Consider the following 22,892-nt stretch of genomic DNA (forward strand, 5'->3'; position numbering starts at 1 on the left):
TTAGCGGTTTAGGTAAAGTCGTCCTTGAACAGGGGCGTGACCTTTTTTGTTATAATTGATGATGTAGAAATAGACCCCGTTGGGGGCTACCTGCCCACCGTTGGATCCGTTCCATGCCGGGTCGTTCCGGTCGCCCTTGAACATGGTGGCCCCGTAGCGGTTGATGATCTCGAGGGTATAGTTTGGAAATATGACTTCGATGTTGGGAACGAAGAAGGTATCGTTTCGGCCATCCCCATTGGGCGAAAAACCATCGGGAACAAAGAAACCGTAATCTTCGGGGTCGCAGTTGGTCAGGTCGACCGTTACAGCCATGCGTTCGGTGTTCATACAGCCGGTTTCGGGGTTGAAACTAACGGCGTAATAGGTGGTCTCGTTCTGTAACAAGGTATTGTCGTCAAGGGGGGCGCCTTCCTCTGGGGTGTCGTACCATAAGACCTCAAAGGCATTGTCGCTTTCCACGGCCCTTAAATCGAGTATGGAGGGGTTGTCGAGTCCACATAGCGCCAAGCTTGTAAATTCCAACGAAGCCGGTTCGAGTCCGTATACCGTAGGAACAATTTCCACACGGGCGGAGCTCGGGCATTGGTCGCTCCCCTGCGCGACGGCAAAATAACTTTTGCCGTCGATAAGCGGAGTGTCGTTACCCAAGGCGCTTCCCCCGGTTGGTGCGTCGAACCAAAGGATGTTGTTTCCGTTACCGTCTACATATGCGTCCAAGTTTTGTAGGCTAGGTTCCTCGGAAGCGCAAAACGAGGGTGCCGGGTCCAATGCCGTGGGGGCTTGGGGGTCGGATAAGGTAATCACGACCCTAATCCTGTCCGAACCCTCACAATTGTTGTCGGGGTCGGTATTCGAGATAAAGTAGTCTTCACCGTGCTGAAGTGGCGTATCCAAGGCTAGGATGTCGGTGTCCGTAGCCGTGGCATAGAACAGGACCTGGCCATTGGCCGAAACGTCGATATCGGCCAGGGTGGGCCCGCTTTCGGGGAAGGCGCCGAGGCAAAGGGTCTGTTCGGCCTCCGCAACGGGAAGGGAGGGAATGCCCTCAATGGCAAAATTTTCGCTTTCCTCGAATTCGAATTCGATCCTGCATGGTGTGGTATCGTTCTGCGAACTGCGTACGCTTACCGTATAGTTGCCCGGTGCGAGGGGGGAAACGTCGAGGTCGTAAGAGGCGGTTCCACCGGTAAAGCTTATGGTGTTCTCCAAAACGGTCTGTCCCGTTCCCTGGCTGACCACATCATAGATAATATCGTAGTCGCCATCGTCAAGTACGGGGGCATCGACCATCACGTCGATTTGGGTGGCATTGCACGAGTTGTCGACCAATAGGTTTAGTTCAATTGCCGATGGGGGCGGAACAAGGACAAAGGAGGTTGCTATCGCACATCCAAGATCAAAACCACTATCGATGTCGAACCGGATATCGTATTCCCCGCTTTCGCCGACCTGGTCCCCTGGAATTGAAAAAGAGGCGTTTCCCGAGCTAAAGGCGACCGAGGTCGTTGTATAGGAGCTCTCGTCCCCGTTCGGTGCGGTAAGGGTGTAGGTAACGTCATAATTTCCATTCGCCTGGTCCAGGGTGGCATCAAAAATATGGGATAAGCTTACGGGAATATCGGTGTCTTGGCAGCTGTCTGCCACCGAGGCGACGGGGTCGGTAACGATAAACGACACCGGAGGTACCTGAATGTCGGGGCATACCTCGGCGCCCAAGGAGGTGATGGAAAGGATCGTATTCTCGTTTAAGACCACGTTACTTGCATTTATGCTAAAGGATCCCGTTCTGTCGTTGTTCAATACGATGGAGGTGGTACCGCCACTGGTTCCGCTGTCAGAGACCAAGGTGTAGCTACCTTCGTAGGTGCCGCTGCCGATCAAGGTGTCGTCGTAGTCGGTGATCAGAACGGTATAGTTCTCGGGCCCTTCGCAAAAATTGGAAGCCTCCATGGTGCCTCTCAGGGTCGGTAGGATAACGATATCGACCGAGGTACGTTGAATGGTACAGACGGCATGCTGCGGGTAAACGGTGTAGGTAAAGGTAAATGTGCCGGAAAGGTTGTTGTCCCTTATGGCCTGAATATCGATGGTGTGGTCGGTGAGGTCGTCCAGTTGGTCGGTAGAGGGGCCTTCCGACCAGGTGCCGTTGATATCCTCCTCTTCCAACAGGTCGTTCAGGTCAAAGTCGGTCAGGCCCGAAAGGTCATCGGAGGTACAAACGACAAGGTTCGATCCGAAGCCCGAGTTGGCCGGGCGTTGCACCTCCAAGATTAGGCGTACTTGTCGGCTCGGGCACGCACCTACGGCGGGAGTGGTATGGGTAAACTCATAGATTCCGGTACCGGCATCCTTGGCATTGAAAAAGTTGGTGGTCAGAAAAGGGGCCGCCTCAGGCGTTACGGCCTCCCAAAGACCGTTGAAGTCCTGAAATTTTCCTTCGGTCTCGTCACCGATATAACCGTGCAGGTTTACCGCCGGGTCGTCTCCACAGGCATCTGCGCTTCCATCGGTGTTGTCCTCCCCGGGATAACCTCCCAAGATTACCGTCATCGTGGCCGATTCCTCGATGCCCGAACAGGTAATGGTGTACTTAAATTCGTGCAGGCCTGAATTTTTGACTTCCCAAAGGTTGACAATTCCGGTATTGCGGTCCAAGGCGAAAAAATTGGCGGGATCATTTGTCGACCAGATACCTCCTGTGCTGGGGATTCCGCCCAGTTCCGAAAAAAGGTCGAAGGTCTTATAGCCTTCATCCGAATCCTTGTTGCATACGATCACCGAACGATCGGTACCGGCGGAACACTGCGCCGCGGCACTTGCGGGGAAAAGAAGCATGCACAGGGGCAGGGCCAGCAGCAATAGGGGCTTCATGTAGGATGGGTCGGTCATGGTGTGTTTTTGGGGGAGAGCGAATGCTTTGCCCGTAACAAATGTAACAGGGACCCGGGCCCTGGTTGCATAAATGTTGTAAACGGTAAGGAATGAAGGGTGAATCTTACGATTTAGGTGGACTGTGGCCTCTTAAAAAGTGTATTTCATCGATTATTTACAGGGATATGACCGGAAATAATGGTGCCGGCGATGTGTTTTTTGCACCCTTTTTTCCGGATCGCAATGCCTATATTTGCCGGAAACAAGTAGGAAATGCAAATTCATTTTATAGCCATAGGGGGCAGTGCCATGCACAATTTGGCCTTGGCCCTTGAACATAAGGGGTATACCGTTTCGGGAAGCGACGATGTAATTTTCGAACCTTCTAAAAGTCGTTTGTCCGACAAGGGCTTGTTGCCCGAAGCTTTCGGGTGGTTTCCCGAAAAGATCCATCAGGGGCTTGATGCCGTTATCCTCGGAATGCACGCCAAACCCGACAACCCCGAATTGCTAAGGGCCCAGGAATTGGGGCTCAAGATCTACTCGTATCCCGAGTTCCTTTACGAACAATCGAAACATAAGACAAGGGTCGTTATCGGCGGTAGCCACGGTAAGACCTCGATTACTTCCATGATCCTGCATGTACTCAATTACCACGATATAGAGGTCGATTATATGGTCGGGGCGCAATTGGACGGCTTTGAACGTATGGTACACCTTACCGAAGACAATGATTTTATCGTGTTGGAGGGAGACGAATACCTCTCGTCGCCTATAGACCGGAGGCCCAAGTTTCACCTTTACCGGCCGAATATCGCCCTGCTGAGCGGTATTTCTTGGGACCATATCAACGTATTCCCTACGTTTGAAAATTACGTTGGGCAGTTTCAGGTTTTTGTAGACAGTATCGTAAAGGGGGGGAGCATTACCTATAACGTGGAGGATGCCGAGGTTAAAAGAGTGGTAGAGGCATCGGAAAACCCCATTCGTAAGTTTCCTTACGCGACACCGGCCTATACCGTAGAAAATGGGCAGACCTTATTGGAAACCCCTGATGGCCCGATGCCGATCGAGGTTTTTGGAAAGCATAACTTGAGCAACCTTGCCGGTGCCAAATGGATTTGCCAGCATATGGGCGTCGACGAGGATGATTTTTACGAAGCCATCGCCACCTTCAAGGGGGCCGCAAAGCGATTGGAGAAGATCGCCGAGGGTAAGTCGGGTATCGCCTACAAAGACTTTGCCCATTCCCCCAGCAAGGTATCCGCCACGACACGGGCCGTGAAGGAGCAGTACCCGGATCGAAAATTGATAGCATGCCTCGAACTGCATACCTATAGCAGTTTCAATCCCGAATTCCTAAAGGAGTATCAGGGAGCCCTTGATGCCGCCGACGAGGCCTTGGTCTTTTACTTGCCCGAATCGGTGGCCATAAAGAAATTGGACCCCGTTTCACCGGAACAGATTTCCGAGGCCTTCCAAAGAAAGGACCTTCACATTTTTACCAAGGCGGAGGCCTTTCATCAATTTATCTTTGACCAAGATTACGACGATTCGGTCTTGCTTCTGATGAGTTCGGGCAATTACGGTGGTCTGGACCTAGAAGCGGTGAAGGCGAGGGTAGAGCGGTAGGGGCCTTGGCTTTGCCTGGCCGCGATGGGGCGGCTGGACAAGATCGTACCGATCACCACATTTGTTCAAGTGGGGAGGTATCTATCGAAAATCGGGAAAATAATTTTGTTTGCTATCTTTATGGGATGCAAGAAAGTCAGACTTCTTTTTCAATCAAACATTGGTCCGACGACGATAAGCCGCGCGAAAAATTGGTGCAAAAGGGAAGGTCGGTACTGTCAGATGCCGAGTTGATCGCCATTTTAATCGGGTCGGGCAGTAGAAACGAGAGCGCCGTTGAGCTTTCCAAACGTATTTTGGCATCCGTAAATAACAACCTGAACGAGCTGGGCAGGCTGTCGGTCAAACAATTGATGCGCTTCAAGGGGATCGGGGAGGCCAAGGCGGTTACCATTGCCGCGGCATTGGAAATCGGCCGTCGCAGAAGGGGGGAGAATGCCGGACAGATCGTTAAGATACGGAGCAGTAGCGACGCCTTTGAACTGCTTCAGCCCATACTCGGCGAATTGGCGCACGAAGAATTTTGGATACTCTACCTGAACAATGCCAATAAGGTCTTGCATCGGTCGCAGTTGAGCAAGGGCGGACTCACAGGGACGCTGGTCGACGTTCGGATTGTTATGAAACAGGCCTTGGAACTCGGGGCCGTTGCCCTTATCCTGGCCCATAACCACCCTTCGGGAACCTTGCGGCCCAGCGAACAGGACCGTAAAATTACCGATAAGCTGAAACGGGCATCGGAGGCCTTGGATGTGAAAGTTTTGGATCATTTGATAGTTACACAGAAGGATTATTATAGCTTTGCCGATGAGGGAATACTTTAGTATATTCCATTTTTCGGTTTTTAGATATTGAGCTATCCATGTTATTGATCTACAGCCATAAGATAACGCCCCGACTGACCTATGTGATGAGGCAGATCTTTACACGTGTTCTAGGCGTGGAAATTGCGTTCACTACCAAGGTCGAGGATTTTATCAAGCATACCGAGGCCAAGATTACCTATACCAAACAGCCCCTTCAAAACGAATTTTTTATCCGTAGCAACGATTTGTTGTTCGAACAGGGGATCAACGACCTGACAATATCGGTTCGCGAGTGGGATGGCGTACCCTGTTTCTTTAGTGCCGGGGAACGCAGCAACATACCGTTCGACATTTTTTCGGCCAGTTTCTATCTACTAAGCCGCTACGAGGAATACCTGCCCCACGTAAAGGATATACATGGCCGGTTCCCCCCAAAGGAAAGCCTTGCCTTTATCAATGGCTTTCTTCACTTGCCCGTTGTCGATATATGGGCCCACAAGATGTTCGGGCTGTTGCAAGACCGGTTTCCCGAACTGCAACGAAAGGCCAAAACGTATAAATATACTTCGTTGATAGACGTTACCTCGTCGCACAGCTATGCTCACCGGGGCTTTGTCCGAAGTTTGGCCGGACTGGCCTACGATATAGGCAGCCTGAGGCTAAAACGGGTGCCCGAACGGATCAAGGTATGGTTTTATCCCGATAAGGATCCCTACGACAATTTCGACTTCCTGGTCGATCTGCACAAGCAATATGGGGTAAAGAGCATCTTCTTTTTCCAGTTTGCCACCTATTCTACCTACGATAAAAATGTATCGCCCAACCATAACAAGTTCAGGCACCTCATTAAATCGATAGCCGATTACAGCAAGATTGCCCTGGCCGCGTCCTATAGCTCTTTCGACAACGTAGACCTGTTGAAAAAGGAAAGGAAGAACCTCGCAGGTGTAATAAACAGGACCATAGAGGCCTCGCGTATGCGGTACAACAGAATCCATCTGCCCCAAACCTACCGGAACCTGATAGAGGCCGAATTTACCGATGACTATACCATGGGATATACCCACGAAATCGGTTTTCGGGCAGGGACTTCCTTTCCGTTTTACTTTTACGACATCAGTTTGGAAATTCAACAACCCATAAGGATCCACCCTTTTGCCGTACACGATTACGCCTTGGTCAATTTAAAAAGCAAAAAGGAGATTTATGATAAGGTGTATCGGCTATACGACCAAGTAAAAAAAGTTGACGGCCATTTTATATCGGTTTTTTCAAACGAATTGATAGGAAATGGTTCGAACAAGATAGATTGGAAGGATTTGTACACCACTTTTTTAAAAAACTTCAATGCTTAGGAATACCGTTACCGACATTTTTTTTGATCTGGACCATACGTTGTGGGATTTTGAGAAGAATTCGGCCCTTACCTTTGAGAAGATTCTTTTGGATCATAATATCGATATAAGTTTGGACGACTTTCTCAAGGTCTATGTTCCGGCCAATCACGCCTTTTGGAAATTGTATAGGGAAGAGAGGATAACCAAGGAAGAGTTGCGCTACCAACGGTTGAAAACCGTGTTCGATAGACTGCGGTACCGGGTTTCCGATACCTTGATCCATAAGATGGCCGAAGATTATATAGCCAACCTGTCTTCGTACAACCACCTCTTTCCCAACGCCGTGGCCGTGCTTGATTACCTCAAGCCCAAGTACAACCTGCATGTGATCACCAATGGCTTTCGGGAGGTACAGGGGAGAAAGCTGAGAAATGCGGGCATACATCAATATTTTGGTCAGGTAATCGATTCCGAAATGGCGGGGGTCAAAAAGCCCAATCCGATTATTTTCGAACTGGCCCTGGAAAAGGCCGGCACACGTCCTGAACGATCATTGATGATAGGCGATAGCCTAGAGGCCGATATACAGGGGGCACTGGCCGTAGGGTACCATGCGGTCCACTTTAACGCCCATGGCGAACCGGCCCACGGGCACTGTAAAATGATTGACGATCTTATTGAAATAAAATTCTTTTTATAGAGTTATATAGGTATAGCCAAGAAAGTAATCCTAACTTTAAGGTAAAAGCTTATGTCATGAAGTTTCTTTTCAAGTACATGTTGCTGTGTTCCGTGGCCTTGGCCACCCTGTCTTCGTGTGTTGAAAGTCAAGATTTTGGGCAGTACGACGAGATCGAGGTGACCCCCACTTTGGAGGCAAGCATGCTCTATGTCGAGGCACCCGAGTCTATGATCAACGAGGCACCATCCAATTATGTCTTTTCGCAGAACTTTAATTTCGACGCCTTTAGTTACGATGAATTTTCGGAAAGGGTCTTGGACGGTTCCGTTACCTATGTCATTGAGAATACGACGAGCAAGCCCCTCGATATTACCATAGAATTTCTCGACGAACAAGACAACGTTCTGGGGCCCGTAGATACCTTTGAGATTCCGGCCACGCCATCCGGGGAACAGCAATACATCGTTTATTACGGCGATGCGGGCTATAGTATCGATATTATCAAAAACACTTCAAGTATCAGGGTAACGGCCGTCAATCGGGGCGATAATTCGAGTATTTCCGTTGAGGCCGACCCAAAGGTGACTATCAAATCAAGTGCTAAATTCCGAGTCAGACTAAAATGAGCCTTCGTAGAATCTTAAGTTTCGGCTTGGTCTGGATGGGCTTTTTTGTTTACGGACAGAACAAACAACTGGTCTACGATTTTGTCGAGATTCCACAATCGGCCATGGTCAACCCGGGAGTGGAGACCGACTTTCAGTGGTACGCCGGGGTGCCCCTGCTATCGGGAATCTCGTTACAGGCGGGGTCGAGCGGTATTTCGGTGGATGATATCTTTGCCGATGACGGCCTCGATATCAACGATAAGATAAGGGATCGGGCCATTAATGGCATGAACCCCCGCGACGAACTCAGTGGTACCTTTCAGGTCGAATTTCTCAATTTTGGTTTTAGGGGGCGAAATCCCGCTCATTTTTTTACCGGCGGAATCTATTTGGAGGGCGATGCCATCGGTTATTGGTTTAAAGACTACGCGATACTGGGTTTTGAAGGGAATGCCGACAAACTGAACCAGCGCTTTGACCTGGGACATTTTAAAACGCGCGGCGAACTGGTCAACGTTTTTCATTTTGGGGTCAACAAGCGCATCGACAGCGATTTGACAATAGGGGGCAGGGCCAAGGTCTACTCAAGCATCTTCGATTTCAATTCGACCAAAAACCGGGGCTATTTTGTTACCCGCGAAGGGGAAAACAACTTGTTGGTCAGTACCCTGCAGGCCGATATGGCCTTGCGGACCTCTGGCCTGAACGCCATTAAGGATGCCTATGACGAGGGCAATACGGCGGCAACGGTAACCAAAAGGGCCTTCTTGGGCGGCAACTTGGGCCTAGGCTTCGATTTCGGACTTACCTATCATTTGAACGAACAAACGGTGTTTACGGCAAGTCTTTTGGATTTGGGATTTATTTATCACACCGGTGACGTAAGGAACTTTACATTGAACGGTTCCTCCACGATCGAGGGAATCGAGGTGGTTCTGCCCGATGCCGCCAGTGACCCGAATACCGATTTCTGGGAAGACCTGGTAGATGAGGTGGAAGAATTCGTCCCTTTTGAGGAGAACGGCGACAGCTATGTTTCCTTTCGTCCTACCAAGCTCTATGCCTCCTTGAGGTATAATTTCGGTGAAACCATAAGGGGCAGGGGCTATTGCGAATGCGGGCCTGACCCCGGGGCTGCGGCGAACCGGAATAGATACGTCAATAGTGTCGGGGGGCAGTTGTACGCCATCAATAGGCCTAGGGGGCCACAGACCGCACTGAGCGCATTCTATCAAAGGAGGTTCGGCCATCTTTTGGCGTTGAAAGCCACCTATACCGTCGACAAGTTTTCACTTACCAACCTGGGGCTGGGGGTCAACCTTCAGGCCGGACCGGTCAATTTCTATGTGGTAGCCGACAATCTTTTGGCCTACCGCAACTTGGCCGCAAGCCAATATACTTCTTTTCAATTAGGATTAAATATCATATCTTGGGGACCAAGATGATACGGGCCCAACGATATTTTCCCAACAAGCGTCTTTGGCACGTTTTTTTCATCTGTCCTTTTGTAAATAGTTAAATTCAACGCATCGTGAAGCATTTATTTCTAGCCCTATTTCTTATGGCAGGTCTATCGGGTATGGCCCAAGCGCAACTAAACGACTATAAGTACATCATAGTCCCTAAAAAGTTCGATGGCTTTAAAAAAGAGAACCAGTATCAGACCAGTACCTTGGTCAAGCACCTGTTTACGCAAAAAGGGTTTGAGACGGCCTACGAAGACGATCTTCCTTTTGACCTGGTCGCCAATCGCTGTCTGGGCCTAACGGTGTATCTTATCGACGATTCCTCCATGTTTACCACAAAGGCTTCGTTAAAGTTGGAAGATTGCCTAGGGAAGGAAGTTTTTACCACACAAGAGGGAAGGAGCAAGATAAAGGACTTTAAGGATTCGTATAACGAGGCCATTCGGGAAGCCTTCAATTCGATTTTGGCCTTGAATTATGTGTATTCGGGCAAGGCGGAAAACACCGATCCCGTGACGGTTAGCTTTAGGGACGATGTGAAAAGGCTTGAAGCAGGAACGGGACAGGCACCGAAGCCCAAAAATTCGAACGCTATGGTGGAGCAACAGGCTACCACCGAAAACCAGCTATACAAAGACCGGCGACCCGTACCTTCCGATTTTACGAAGGGCGAGGAGAAAAGGGAAATGGTAAAGCAAATGGCCACCAGGGAACAGCAACGTTATGAGGACAAGACGCCCCAAGCGACGGATAAGTCCGTTGTTCCCATCGCGAATGCCAAGCCCCGGGAAGGCGTGCTCTATGCCCAAGAGACGGAAAACGGTTACCAGTTGGTCGACAGTACGCCCAAAATCGTGCTTAGGTTGCAAAAGACTTCGGTTCCCAACTACTTTATAGCCAAGGGCGACGATGCCTCGGGTACGGTATTCGAAAAGAATGGGAATTGGTATTTTGAATACTATGTGGGCGATAAGCTGGTTACCGAGATGCTTGAAATCAAGTTTTAAGATTCGTACTTGTCCTTCCACCGGTTTTTAATGAACTCCTTGATGTTGTTTTCCCGTGCGTTGTTTCCGGGACGGTAAAAGGCCGTGCCCGAAATCTCCTCCGGAAGGAATTCCATATTTACAAAGTTGTTCTCGTAGTCGTGGGCGTATCGGTATTCTTCGCCATAGCCCAAGTCTTTCATGAGTTTGGTCGGGGCGTTTCGAAGGGGTAGGGGAACGGTAAGATCACCGGTTTCCCTCACTTTTTGCTGGGCCTTGTTAATGGCCATATAGCTCGCATTGCTTTTGGGCGAGGTGGCCAGGTAAATGGCGCATTGGCTTAAAATGATACGGGCTTCGGGATAACCGATGGTGTTGACCGCCTGAAAGGCATTATTGGCAATGACCAGGGCGGTAGGGTTGGCAAGGCCGATATCCTCCGAAGCGGAAATCAACAACCTGCGGGCAATAAATTTGACGTCTTCCCCGCCCTCGATCATCCGGGCCAGCCAATAAACGGCCCCATTGGGGTCGCTTCCCCGGATCGATTTGATAAATGCCGAAATGATATCGTAGTGCTGCTCCCCCGTCTTATCGTAAAGCACGGTGTTTTTTTGAACCTTGCCCAAGACCAGCTCATCGGTAATCACGACCTTGTCTCCCTCGACCGAATTGACGATCAGTTCAAAAATGTTCAACAGCTTGCGCCCGTCGCCGCCCGACAATCGCAATAGGGCCTCTGTTTCTTTGAGAACGATGTTTTTTTTCCGTAGCACGGAATCCTCCTTCATCGCCCTTTTGATCAGGTTTTCCAGGTCTTCCTTTCCGAAGGCGTTCAGGGTATACACCTGACAGCGCGAAAGCAGGGCGGGAATCACCTCAAAACTGGGGTTTTCGGTAGTGGCCCCGATCAGGGTTACCCATCCCTTCTCAACGGCCGCCAACAGCGAATCTTGTTGCGACTTGCTGAATCGATGTATCTCGTCTATAAATAAAATCGGATTTTTTGCCGTAAAGAGTCCCCCGCTCTGTTTGGCCTTGTCGATAACCTCCCTAATGTCCCTAACCCCACTGTTAATGGCGCTAAGGGTGTAGAACGGTCTTTCGCTCTCGTGGGCGATGATGTTGGCCAGGGTGGTCTTGCCAGTGCCCGGAGGGCCCCAAAAAATAAGGGAAGGGATTATTCCCCTTTTGATTTGCTGGGTCAGTGATCCGTTCTCGCCTACCAGATGGCGTTGGCTGATATATTCGTCCAGGGTCTTTGGCCTGATGCGCTCTGCTAAGGGTTCGTTCATCTTGCAAAAGTATGATAAGTTTCAGCCCAATTCAAGGGAAGACCATCAAAGGATGTTTTTTATGAGGTCGTTTCGAAGGCCAGGGAAATGACAATATTTCAGTACTTGTATGCTTGGCGGACTTATTGTTAACTTAGGGGTATGGCCGATACCCCATATTTCAGGTTTACGAATGCCGTTATCGTTGCGCCCTTATTGGCCGTTCTGGCGATATGGACCGTTTTTTGGTTGGAGCTTACATTGAGGATAAACTTGAACGACTACGGTATTTATCCGCAACGGCTGTCCGGCTTGAAAGGGATTGTAATCAGTCCGTTTATTCATGGGTCGGTCGAGCACCTTTACAACAATACGATACCCTTGGCGGTTCTCATGGCCTCCTTGTTTTATTTCTATCGAAAGGTCGCCCTGCGGGTGTTGGTCGTGGGGGTACTCCTTTCCGGGCTCTTTACCTGGGCCGTTGGCCGGCCATCGTTTCATATTGGGGCCAGTGGGGTAATCTATCTTTTGGCAAGTTTTATATTTTTTAAGGGGATACGCACCAAGCATTATCGCTTGGTGGCCCTATCGCTGGTTGTTGTGTTTATTTACGGAAGTATGCTTTGGTATATCTTCCCGATCGAGGATGGCATTTCTTGGGAAGGGCATTTAGGCGGATTTTTGGCAGGGATGCTCTTGGCTTTTGTGGTGAAGACGCCCGTGCCTCCCATTAAAAAATACGATTGGGAACGCGATGACTACGATGAGGAGGCCGACGAGTTTCTAAGACAGTTTGATGAGGACGGTAATTTTGTCGGGGACCGGACCAAGGAGGAAGGGCAGGTAAACGAAATCAAGATCGTCTATGAATACAAAAAGGATATAGGGCACGATAAGGATGCAAAGCGGGAATAATCGTCGTTATGGCCTTGGTGATGGCCTATTGGCGCTGCCTTACGGCCTCGTAGAGGAAAACGGCGCAGGCCACCGAAACGTTTAGCGACCCGATTTCGCCCAGCAGGGGAATCTTCGCCAAATGGTCGACCGCTTTAAGGGTAGAGGGCGATATGCCCCTATCCTCGGAACCCATGACAATGGCCGCAGGACCTGTAAAATCGATATTGTAAATATAATTGTCCGTTTTCTCCGTAGCGGCAACGACTGAGATGCCGCTTGCCTGCAAATAGTAAACGGCGTCTTTGATATGGTCTACCTTGGCAATGGGAATTTTAAAGACGGCGCCAGCGGAAGTTTTTATGGTATCGGCGGTTACCGGGGCCGCGCCCTTTTTTTGGATAATGATCCCGTCGACTCCCGTACATTCGGCCGTTCTTATTATTGCGCCAAAATTACGTACATCCGAAAGTTGGTCGAGCAATAGAAACAGGGGTGCCTTATCCTTTTGTACGACCGTTTCGACCAATTCTTCCAATTGATGAAAGGTAATCGGCGATATGTTGGCGACCACGCCCTGGTGGTTGTTTTTGGTCAGGTGGTTGAGTTTTTCGATGGGAACGTAGGAAGCCTTTATCCCCTTTTTTCTCAACAAACCTTCCAGCTCACGCGACAAATCGCCTTTCAGTCCCTTTTGGATAAAGACCTTATCGATGGGCTCGTTCGAATTGATGGCTTCGATGACCGCGCGAATGCCATAGATCTGAGATGTTTTTTGCATGGGGCAAAGATAGCGAACGGCAAATAAAAAAAGCCACCTAAAAATAGGTGGCTTTGAATTATTTCGGAGGACATCATTGGCCTCTAATGTCGTAGTGTTTGTTGCCGATTGCAAGTCAGGTTATACTATTATTCGGTAATTTAAACGTGATGGGTCATAACCGAAGTTGTTAGGGCTATACTTCTGTCTTAATTGGTTGTTGTTACTAATTCTGAAGTAGGGGGGATATGATTGGCCAAAACAAAAAAACGCCCTCGAAAGAGGGCGTTTTGGATGGTATTTAGACTTTTTTATTGTCTGACATAGGTCGCTGTATAGTCGCCATTGCCAAAGAAGTCATCGTTTAGTTGTAGTTCAAGAACACCTGTTTCTTGATCCCAAGTTCCACCGGTTATACATCCAATACCGTAATCGGGACAGAAATCCGTATCGGAAGAAGAAGATGAGACCTCTCCACATATAACGGATATGATACCTCCGTTGACCAATCCTGTGTTAGAAGTACAGTATTGAAGCAAGCCCCCATCCGCGGTTTCCAATTGCCACGAACCGTCAGGTGTTTCAGTGATGGTTACTGAAGGTATAGTACCGCTCGAACCTTCACCACAAACAGAGTTTGTTACGGTGTAGGTACCGCTTAAATCGGCATAACAGTTAACGATAAGGTTAAAACTATCACCTTGGTAATAAAAGACATCACCATTGGTTTGATGTACCTTAACGGTAAAGGTGAAAAGATCACCTATTTTAAGGTCATCTACGGTTGCGGATGTTCCTTCAAGGAATTCGTCTATTTCCGTTAAACTTACTGTGAAGGGTAGGGCGTCATAGGTTCCAACTGAGATTTCTTCTCCCCCGTTGAACACTTTTACCACTTCATAGCTAGAGACAAGGCTCTCGTCTTCGATTGCCCCCGCACTTACTTCCATATTAAGCTCGTTGGCCAAGATGGTAAGGTCGCTTTCAGCTATATTGTCCCAATCTTCCGGTTCTCCTTGGACCTTGCCAAAGCCACTTACGCTAATCGCTGTACCAGATATTTTTCTATTTTTCAGTACTTCTGATTCTTCTTCGCCATCACATCCCGTAAAAGCAAGGGAAATGCTGAGAACCAATAGAAGATATATGTTATACTTTTTCATCATTTTAGAATTAGTTTTTTAATTAATTATTTAACGTCCCACCACACTTTGGTAGTTAACGCGTCCTCTCCTTGGTTGGCCACGGCTGCGGCTACATTTTCTGCATTCAAGGAGTTTTCGTCATTTGTATAAGTATAACGGGTCGGGATACCACTTACGCCTGGTTGGGCATCAACGGCCATTACTAAATCGGAGGGTATATCCGATCTTCTCCATTCGGCCCAAGTCTCATACCCTTGTAGAAAGGTACTCGCCCATAATTGTTCGGCAATGGATACGTATCCTTCGTATGCAGGGGTAAATGACCCTGCTTCCAATCCATTTTGGGTTAATGAAGCGTCGATACCGGCTTGGAAATAGGTTGCTGCATCCCCTGAAGCGCCGAACCTCTCAATAGCTTCGGCAATCAACAGGTTAACCTGGGCTGCCGAGATGTAAAAAAGAGGGGCATCGGCTGCCATGTAGGCATCACCAATTGGTGATACAACGCCAGCACCATAGCCTGATAATCCCGGGTTGATGTAACCTGCAGGCTTTCCAACATATTCTCCTGAACTGTTTTCATTGGCGTAAACCTCTAGCCTTGGGTCACCCTTGGCCTTCATAAACTCTACTAAGGCCTCTCCCATACACCATTCCGCTTCACGGCCATTTTGGACGATACCATAATATGGATTGGCATTGGGTGCGTTTTCAGTTTCAAAGACAATAACGGCATTATCGGCGTTGTCGGTAATTAAATTACCCGAAGCAACGAGGGATTGCACTTCGAGCTCATCGAAAAGGGAAGTGTCGGAAACTCGCATCATGGCCCTAAATTTAATAGAGGTGGCAAATTTCAACCATTTGTCCAAATCTCCACCGTAAATCAAGTCTTGGGTTGCAGTCAACGAACCTTCACCCGTTGCAAATTTGGCGATGGCTTCATCCAACATGCCAAAAATTGCGGTATAGACTTGTTGCTGCGAATCGTAGGCCGGGGCAAAATTGTTCTCGGTCAAACCCTTATTGGCATCTGTTAAGGGAATATCGCCAAAGGAATCTGTCAAATATTGGTAAGCCATTGCCTTTAAGGTAAGGGCGGCGGCTTGTATAGCCGGGTTTTCCGCCTCACCACCTAGGATGTACATCTCATCGGCTTCTGCGATAACATTCACGTACATGGTATTCCAGAAGGTGTTGATGGCCGATAGACGCGGATAATAACGATCCGCATCGTTGTAAATGGGTTTTGAAATGTGTTGTGGCCAAGTTGCGGCACATTCACCAGAAACAAAGTAATCGTATACTTCATTAATAAGAGATCTCTCGATATAACCTAATTGTAGGTCGGCAGAAATCTCGGTGGGGTTGTCCGGATCGGTATTGATTTCCTCAAAATTGGCATCACAACCCGAGAACAACATGGTTATTCCTAGGGGAATGCTTATTGATAAAGTTTTATATATAGTTTTCATTTGTTGTGACATTTAGAAGTTAACATTTAGACTCAACCCTATAGTGCGTGCTGCAGGGGTTTGGGCATATTCCAAGCCTTGTTGTCCGATATCTGTACCAAAAGCCGTTTCGGGATCGATGTGCGGAGCCTTTTTATATAAAATGGCCAAATTGCGTACATTGACACCAATGTTTATCGACTCTACGGACATGTTGTTAAACAATCGGCTTGGTAGGTCATAACTCAAGGAGAGTTCCCTCCATTTTACGAATGTGGCATCGAAAACGGAAGACTCGGCAATGTTTTGGTTGAATGCCGAAGAATAATAATCGAGAGCAGGGACAACAACATTGTTCGGTACATAGCCACCACTGCCATCAGCCATTACACCGTCTCCGACGATGCCGGACTCACGACCGATAACTGTTTCTTCCAAAATACCCGCTAACATACCCCAGGTGTTTGTTTGCGAATATACCTCGCCACCGTACTTGGTATCGAATAGGGTACGGAACCTGAAGCCTTTGTATGAGGCATTGATGCCTACACCACCGACCCAGTCAGGTTGTGAATTACCAAGTACTTCAGAATCGCCTATCACGGGAAGGCCATCCTCATAAATAATTTTTCCGGAAGCTTCATCGCGAGCGAAGGCTGGACCGTAAATGGCGCCGATAGCCTCCCCGTTACGCGCTTGGGTATATACGTTCCAAAGGTTACCGTTGGAAAGGTTGATTACACCAGATCCTTCGATGTCGCTTACCTCGTTTACGTTTTTGGCAAAGTTGACGTCAACTCCCAAGTTAAAACCATCACTTTCAGAACTTCTTAGGATATCCACTCCCAAGAAAGCTTCAACACCTTTATTACTGATAGTCGCTGCATTCTTCCAGACACTGGTAAAACCAGAGGAGGCCGAAACATCCAACGGCATGATTACGTCTTCGTTCTTTTTGTCGTAGTACGTCAAGTTCAAATTAAGTCTGTTTGAGAACAGTCTAGCCTCTATACCGGCTTCAATGGCCGTTTCCGTTTGGGCTTTGATATCGCTGTTCCACGCAGTGTTGGGAACGTATGCGGTAGGAGCGCTACCGTTTAATGGATATGCCGATAACTCGTATACAGGGGTTACGCTATAGGCGTTCAATGGACCGGCACTACCCGTTTGGGCCCACGAACCCCTTATTTTAAGGAAATTTAACTGTTGACTCTCAATATTAAGGATGTCATCTAGTAGTAAACTGGTTGATACAGCTGGGTAAAAGATGCTATTGTTCTTAACCGGCAATACGCTGGCCCAGTCATTTCTTCCCGAGAAGTTTAGATATACAAGATTCTTATAGCTCAAAGAACCTGTTCCGTAGAGACTGTTGATTCGTTGTTCACTACTGTCGTCGTCCAAAATGGGGGCTCCATCGGAGTTGGCCAGGTTGAACAGGCCGTCGATTACCAAGTTTTGGGCCTCGCCTGAGAAAAACTTGTATTTATTTACCATAATCTGTCCACCAACCAAAAGGTTAAGCTTCCATTGGTCTTCCGCCCCAAATTGGTCGTCGTATGAGAACATGGCTTGAGAGTTGACCTCGTATCGGTTTCTGTCTTCCAGTTTGTAATAGCCATTTCTGTTGTCAACGGTACCAAAATACATCATTGTCTCCCTGGTGTCGTCAAAGTAATCGATAGCGGTACTGACATCAAACCTGAACTTTTCACTCAATTGGTGACCTATGTTGGCCGTGGCTATGAAACGGTTTCGTTCCCATGGGTTAAGGTTTTTGTCCAATGCCCAAAATGGGTTGTTGTTGTATCTAAGGTTCCAGTTGAGGGGGGTTAGCCTTACTCTGCCGTCGTCTACAGTATTAATTAAGGGTAGGTTCTCCCAATCTTTTAAAAGGGACCAATCCACTTGTCTTGCAGACCATACCAACTGGCCGACCTGGTTGGCCGTTTCGCCGTAACCTACACCGTTACGCTGATCGGAAGTACTTTTGGTATAACGGGCACTGAAGCCTGCAGTCCACTTGTCATTTAAGTCAAAAGTGACGTTTCCTCCGATGTTGTACTTTTTTAAATCGGTGTTGTAAACAATACCGCTTGCGTCGGTAAGCCCTAGTGAAAGGCGGTAAGCCGTACTTTCCGTTCCACCTGATAGGGCGATGGTGTTGTCGGTAGAAAGACCCGTTTGATAAAACTCGTCCACTACACTATTGGGGTAAGAAACCCATGGAAGTGGTTGTGGGTCGTCTGGGTTTTGCAGGTAAGACGCATATTGAACGAACTCGTATCCGGCATCCAATTTAGGTCCCCAACTTTCGTCCGTACCTCCATCACCGCCTTCCAGACCTTCGTCATAACCAAAACCGTCGATAAAATGGAATAAGGTCGAACTATGGCCCTGTCCATAGGAGTTCTGATAGTCTGGGAAAATATATGGGCTGGAAAAGGAAACGGTGCTGTTTACGCTGATGCCCAGTGCCTTTCCTTTTTTGCCGCTTTTGGTGGTTATTACCAAAACGCCGTTGGTTCCCCTCATCCCGTATAATGCGGTAGCTTCACCGCCCTTGAGGACGTTGATGCTTTCAATGTCTTGGGGATTGATGTCCGCAAGACCGTTAGGTACGTCGGTTCCTCCGTTGCTGTTTCCAGATGTGTATGTGTTGTTGTCTACAACGGCTCCGTCAACCACGATAAGAGGTTGTGAATTACCGAAAATTGTGGATACACCCCTTACGGTGATACGTGAGGATGCCCCAATGTCACCAGATGATTGTGTAATGTTTACACCCGCTACCTTACCCGAAAGGGAATTGACAACGTTCGTAGTGGGTACATCGGTAATACTCTCACTTTGTAGTTGCTGAGAGGCGTATCCAAGGGATTTTTCTTCTCTTGATATACCCAAGGCAGTAACGACCACCTCTTCAAGGGCTTGGGCGTCCTCTTGCATTTGAACGTTGATGGTGTTCGATGCGCCTACATTTCGTCGTTCCTCTTTTTGGCCGATATAGGTGAAGACAAGAACTTGGCCTTGCTCGGCTTGGATGGAGTAGTTTCCATCGAAATCGGTTTGGGTACCATTCGTAGTTCCCTGAACGACGATGTTTACCCCAGGTAAGGGTAAACCGTCTTGATCAGAGACCGTACCCGTAATGGTTTTTGTTTGCGCAAAAGAAATTTGCACGAATAACGCCAAGAACAGCGTCAACAATCCTTTGTGTTTTGCTCTCATTTTATAATTATTTGAATTAGCTGAGGGCAAAAGTCTTAATTTAACGTTAATAATGCAATTTTTTTTAACTTTAAATTATGCGCGCATAGTATTTTTGGTGTTAGAAATATTGCTAAACCGCTGAATTTTTGTCAAAATCCCACAGATTTTCTTTGGCTTGTTATGGAAATACCGTGTTTCGATGATTTATTGTGTAAATCATCAATCGATTTTGTTAAAATATTTGAGATTCATCAATAATCGTCAAAACAATGAAATTTTGCAGAATTAACGAGTTTATTCTTGTTAATAATTCGGGTTATGTTGCTTTTTGTTGAAGGAAATGCTTCTTTTTCGGGTTATTGTTCCCTTTTCTTTAAAATTTATTAACGTAAATATTGCGTGGGAATGCCTTTGTGGCGATGGGTGTTTCCGCTGGGCGGATGAGGTGTGTATTTGGCATTGTGCGTGACGTTTTCCGGGGAGGTAGGCGAGGTGCTTTTTTTTCTTCTTTTTGGGGTCGGGGTCCGATGGGAGGTGTTGGTGGTCGGCCTGGGTTTGCCCACTTGATTTTGCTCGTCTGGTCGGCCGGAAAATAAATCTTTGAAAATTAATGCCTAAGAATTTGAATTTTTATCAAATAGTATTACATTTGCCGACCCTTAAACAAGGGGTTATTTTATACATATATAATTAGTATGCCAACAATTTCACAATTAGTACGAAAAGGAAGGTCCACGATTACTAAGAAGAGTAAATCGGCGGCTTTGGATTCGTGTCCTCAAAGAAGAGGGGTTTGTACGCGTGTTTATACCACTACGCCTAAGAAACCGAACTCGGCTATGCGAAAAGTAGCAAGGGTTAGGTTGACCAATGGGAAAGAGGTGAACGCTTACATCCCTGGGGAAGGACACAACCTCCAAGAGCACTCGATAGTATTAGTAAGGGGCGGAAGGGTGAAGGATTTGCCAGGTGTTAGGTATCATATCGTGAGGGGTGCCCTAGATACCGCAGGTGTTGCGGGTCGAACTCAGAGAAGGTCTAAATACGGCGCAAAACGACCCAAGAAGTAAATGATTAAAAAAGGCGTCGATCGTGTCGGTTCTTTGGGAATGGATGGGGTCGGTGGCCGAAAGTTAACAAAATGAGAAAAAGACAGGCAAAAAAGAGACCGCTTTTACCGGATCCACGGTATGGTGATCAATTGGTTACACGTTTCGTGAATATGATGATGTGGGATGGCAAGAAATCTGTGGCCTTTAGTGTTTTTTACGATGCAATGGATATCGTAGAGGAGAAAAAGACCGATGATGAAAAAACGGCTTTGGAGTTGTGGAAAGATGCCCTTTCCAACGTGATGCCCCATGTTGAGGTACGAAGTAGAAGGGTTGGGGGCGCTACTTTTCAGATTCCCATGCAGATTCGTCCCGATCGAAAGATTTCGACTGCTATGAAGTGGTTGATCAGCTTTGCTAGAAAGCGCAACGAAAAAGGGATGGCCCAAAAATTGGCCGCTGAAATTTTAGCTGCTTCCAAGGAAGAGGGTGCCGCGGTCAAGAAGAGAGTCGATACCCACAAGATGGCTGAAGCGAACAAAGCATTTTCCCACTTTAGATTTTAATCAGAAATGGCAAGAGATTTAAAATACACAAGAAATATAGGTATTGCTGCGCATATTGATGCCGGTAAGACAACAACTACCGAGCGCATCCTCTTTTATACCGGTGTTAGTCATAAGATCGGCGAGGTTCACGATGGTGCGGCTACGATGGACTGGATGGAGCAGGAGCAGGAACGTGGTATTACCATTACTTCCGCGGCTACAACATGTACATGGAAGTTTCCTATGGAGAATGCAAGGCCTTTGCCCGAAACCAAGGATTATCACTTTAATATTATAGACACTCCCGGCCACGTTGACTTTACCGTTGAGGTAAACCGTTCCTTGAGGGTGTTGGATGGCTTGGTCTTCCTATTTAGTGCGGTCGATGGTGTCGAGCCACAATCCGAGACGAACTGGAGGTTGGCCGATAACTATAAGGTGCCGCGTATTGGTTTCGTAAACAAAATGGACCGTCAAGGGGCCAACTTCTTGAATGTCTGTAAGCAAGTTAAGGAAATGCTCGGTTCAAATGCCGTGCCGATCGTTCTTCCTATTGGTGATGAGGCCGATTTTAAAGGTATCGTCGATTTGGCCAAAAACAGGGCCATCGTATGGCATGAGGATAATTTCGGCTCTACTTTCGACGTGATCGACATTCCGGCCGAAATGGAGGCCGAGGTAAAGGAGTACAGGGCCGCCTTGATCGAGGCTGTTGCGGAGTACGATGAGGAGTTGATGGAGAAATTCTTCGAAGATGAGGATTCCATTACTGAGGATGAGGTGCATGCCGCCTTGCGTGCTGCGGTGATGGATAGGGCCATTATTCCTATGGTCTGTGGTTCTTCCTTTAAAAATAAAGGGGTGCAGTTCCTTCTTGACTGTGTTTGTAGGTATTTGCCTTCTCCGGTTGACAAGGATGCCATTGTGGGTGTTGATCCCACTACGGGCAAGGAGGTCAGTAGAAAACCTGATGTCAAGGAGCCTTTTTCGGCCTTGGCGTTCAAGATCGCTACCGATCCCTTTGTAGGTCGATTGGCCTTCTTTAGAACCTATTCGGGTCGACTTGATGCGGGTTCTTATATATTGAACAACCGTTCGGGTAAGAAAGAACGAATTTCTAGAATATATCAAATGCATTCGAATAAACAGAATGCGATCGATTATATCGAGGCTGGTGATATAGGTGCCGCCGTTGGTTTTAAGGATATTAAGACCGGGGATACCATGTCTGCCGAAAATGCGCCGATTGTATTGGAGAGTATGGACTTTCCCGATCCCGTTATCGGTATTGCCGTGGAGCCTAAGACCAAGGCCGATGTTGATAAGTTGGGTATGGCGTTGTCGAAATTGGCGGAAGAAGATCCAACGTTTCAGGTTAAGACCGACGAGGCTTCCGGGCAAACCATTATATCCGGTATGGGTGAGCTTCACCTGGATATTATTGTCGACCGTTTGAAACGTGAGTTCAAGGTCGAGGTGAACCAGGGTCAGCCACAGGTAGAGTACAAGGAAGCGCTTACAAGAAGTGCCGACCACAGGGAAGTCTACAAGAAGCAATCGGGTGGTCGTGGTAAGTTTGCGGATATCGTGTTTACCATGGGGCCTGTTGAAAATGATGAGGTGGCCGGACTTGAATTCGTCAACGAAATCAAAGGGGGTAACATTCCAAAGGAATTTATACCCGCTGTCGAGAAAGGCTTTAAGGAGGCCATGAAAAACGGTCCTTTGGCCGGCTTTGAAATGGACAGTATGAAGGTCGTGCTTAAGGATGGTTCCTTCCACGCGGTTGACTCCGATTCGCTATCGTTCGAATTGGCGGCCAAATTGGGTTACAAAGCTGCGGCGAAAGCTGCCGGTGCCGTATTAATGGAGCCTATCATGAAAATCGAGGTGTTGACGCCCGAAGAGAATATGGGTGATATTGTAGGTGACTTGAACCGTAGAAGGGGTACTATCTCGAACATGAGTGATAGGGCCGGGTCTAAGGTTATAAAGGGTGAGGTGCCCTTGTCCGAAATGTTCGGTTATGTTACCTCGTTGAGAACATTGTCCTCAGGTAGGGCGACTTCTACCATGGAGTTCTCGCACTATGCCGAGACCCCGTCGAACATTGCAGAAGAAGTTATTAAGGCAGCTAAAGGTGTAACCGCTTAATTTGTTA

General features: G+C 47.9%; 17 protein-coding genes. 11 read left to right on the top strand and 6 right to left on the bottom strand.

Features of this window, described 5'->3' with window-relative positions; all coding sequences use genetic code 11:
* Entirely contained in the window at window positions 1-2,892 is a 2,892-nt protein-coding gene (locus BUB37_RS16775; protein ID WP_072994986.1) for a T9SS type B sorting domain-containing protein, read from the bottom strand.
* Window positions 2,893-3,147: 255 nt separating this feature from the next.
* Here BUB37_RS16775 and BUB37_RS16780 point away from each other — a divergent pair, with 255 nt between their 5' ends.
* The 7 genes from BUB37_RS16780 (at window position 3,148) to BUB37_RS16810 (ending at window position 10,412) form a co-directional block, all read left to right on the top strand.
* Window positions 3,148-4,506, top strand: coding sequence for a UDP-N-acetylmuramate--L-alanine ligase (locus BUB37_RS16780; protein WP_072994987.1), 1,359 nt, complete (start codon window positions 3,148-3,150; stop codon window positions 4,504-4,506).
* Window positions 4,507-4,631: 125 nt separating this feature from the next.
* Window positions 4,632-5,330 (top strand): RadC family protein, encoded by a 699-nt coding sequence (gene radC / locus BUB37_RS16785; RefSeq protein WP_072994988.1) that lies wholly within the window; start codon window positions 4,632-4,634, stop codon window positions 5,328-5,330.
* A gap of 38 nt (window positions 5,331-5,368) precedes the next feature.
* Window positions 5,369-6,667 (top strand): DUF7033 domain-containing protein, encoded by a 1,299-nt coding sequence (locus BUB37_RS16790; RefSeq protein ID WP_072994989.1) that lies wholly within the window; start codon window positions 5,369-5,371, stop codon window positions 6,665-6,667.
* Window positions 6,660-7,349, top strand: coding sequence for a YjjG family noncanonical pyrimidine nucleotidase (locus tag BUB37_RS16795; RefSeq protein WP_072994990.1), 690 nt, complete (start codon window positions 6,660-6,662; stop codon window positions 7,347-7,349). The genes BUB37_RS16790 and BUB37_RS16795 overlap by 8 nt, the downstream gene beginning before the upstream one ends.
* Before the next feature lie 56 nt (window positions 7,350-7,405).
* Complete coding sequence (locus BUB37_RS16800; protein ID WP_072994991.1) at window positions 7,406-7,957, top strand: hypothetical protein; 552 nt, start codon at window positions 7,406-7,408, stop codon at window positions 7,955-7,957.
* Window positions 7,954-9,384, top strand: a complete 1,431-nt coding sequence (locus BUB37_RS16805; RefSeq protein ID WP_072994992.1) for a DUF5723 family protein — start codon at window positions 7,954-7,956, stop codon at window positions 9,382-9,384. Before BUB37_RS16800 ends, BUB37_RS16805 begins: the two co-directional genes overlap by 4 nt.
* 86 nt (window positions 9,385-9,470) lie before the next feature.
* Window positions 9,471-10,412 carry a hypothetical protein gene (locus BUB37_RS16810; RefSeq protein ID WP_139278128.1) on the top strand — a complete coding sequence of 314 codons (942 nt, stop codon included), beginning with the start codon at window positions 9,471-9,473 and terminating at the stop codon, window positions 10,410-10,412.
* Here the strand turns inward: BUB37_RS16810 and BUB37_RS16815 are convergent.
* Entirely contained in the window at window positions 10,409-11,686 is a 1,278-nt protein-coding gene (locus tag BUB37_RS16815; RefSeq protein WP_072994994.1) for a replication-associated recombination protein A, read from the bottom strand. The two genes, BUB37_RS16810 and BUB37_RS16815, sit on opposite strands and share 4 nt — an antisense overlap.
* Before the next feature lie 141 nt (window positions 11,687-11,827).
* On the opposite strand from BUB37_RS16815, the gene BUB37_RS16820 reads away from it, so the two are divergent.
* Entirely contained in the window at window positions 11,828-12,580 is a 753-nt protein-coding gene (locus BUB37_RS16820) for a rhomboid family intramembrane serine protease (RefSeq protein WP_072994995.1), read from the top strand.
* Window positions 12,581-12,605: 25 nt separating this feature from the next.
* Here the strand turns inward: BUB37_RS16820 and rlmB are convergent, their stop codons facing one another.
* From rlmB to BUB37_RS16840, 4 genes are all read right to left on the bottom strand, one after another.
* Window positions 12,606-13,340: a 23S rRNA (guanosine(2251)-2'-O)-methyltransferase RlmB gene (gene rlmB / locus BUB37_RS16825; protein ID WP_072994996.1), complete on the bottom strand. Its 735-nt coding sequence runs from the start codon at window positions 13,338-13,340 to the stop codon at window positions 12,606-12,608.
* Window positions 13,341-13,630: 290 nt separating this feature from the next.
* A complete protein-coding gene (locus BUB37_RS16830; protein WP_244526873.1) occupies window positions 13,631-14,485 on the bottom strand; it encodes a hypothetical protein in 855 nt (284 codons plus the stop codon).
* 23 nt (window positions 14,486-14,508) lie between these two features.
* Entirely contained in the window at window positions 14,509-15,939 is a 1,431-nt protein-coding gene (locus tag BUB37_RS16835) for a SusD/RagB family nutrient-binding outer membrane lipoprotein (RefSeq protein ID WP_072995073.1), read from the bottom strand.
* Between the two features lie 12 nt (window positions 15,940-15,951).
* A complete protein-coding gene (locus tag BUB37_RS16840) occupies window positions 15,952-19,149 on the bottom strand; it encodes a SusC/RagA family TonB-linked outer membrane protein (RefSeq protein ID WP_072994997.1) in 3,198 nt (1,065 codons plus the stop codon).
* A 677-nt stretch (window positions 19,150-19,826) separates the two neighbouring features.
* Here BUB37_RS16840 and rpsL point away from each other — a divergent pair.
* The 3 genes from rpsL to fusA all read left to right on the top strand — a co-directional run bounded on the left by rpsL (window position 19,827) and on the right by fusA (window position 22,885).
* On the top strand, window positions 19,827-20,201 hold the full coding sequence (gene rpsL / locus BUB37_RS16845) for a 30S ribosomal protein S12 (protein ID WP_010519393.1): 375 nt from the start codon (window positions 19,827-19,829) through the stop codon (window positions 20,199-20,201).
* Window positions 20,202-20,272: 71 nt separating this feature from the next.
* Window positions 20,273-20,749, top strand: coding sequence for a 30S ribosomal protein S7 (gene rpsG / locus BUB37_RS16850; protein ID WP_072994998.1), 477 nt, complete (start codon window positions 20,273-20,275; stop codon window positions 20,747-20,749).
* A 6-nt stretch (window positions 20,750-20,755) separates the two neighbouring features.
* Window positions 20,756-22,885: an elongation factor G gene (gene fusA, locus BUB37_RS16855; RefSeq protein WP_072994999.1), complete on the top strand. Its 2,130-nt coding sequence runs from the start codon at window positions 20,756-20,758 to the stop codon at window positions 22,883-22,885.
* The last annotated feature ends 7 nt before the right edge of the window (window positions 22,886-22,892 follow it).

The organism is Pseudozobellia thermophila (genome assembly GCF_900141855.1).
In the GTDB taxonomy this organism is placed as follows: Bacteria; Bacteroidota; Bacteroidia; order Flavobacteriales; family Flavobacteriaceae; genus Pseudozobellia; species Pseudozobellia thermophila.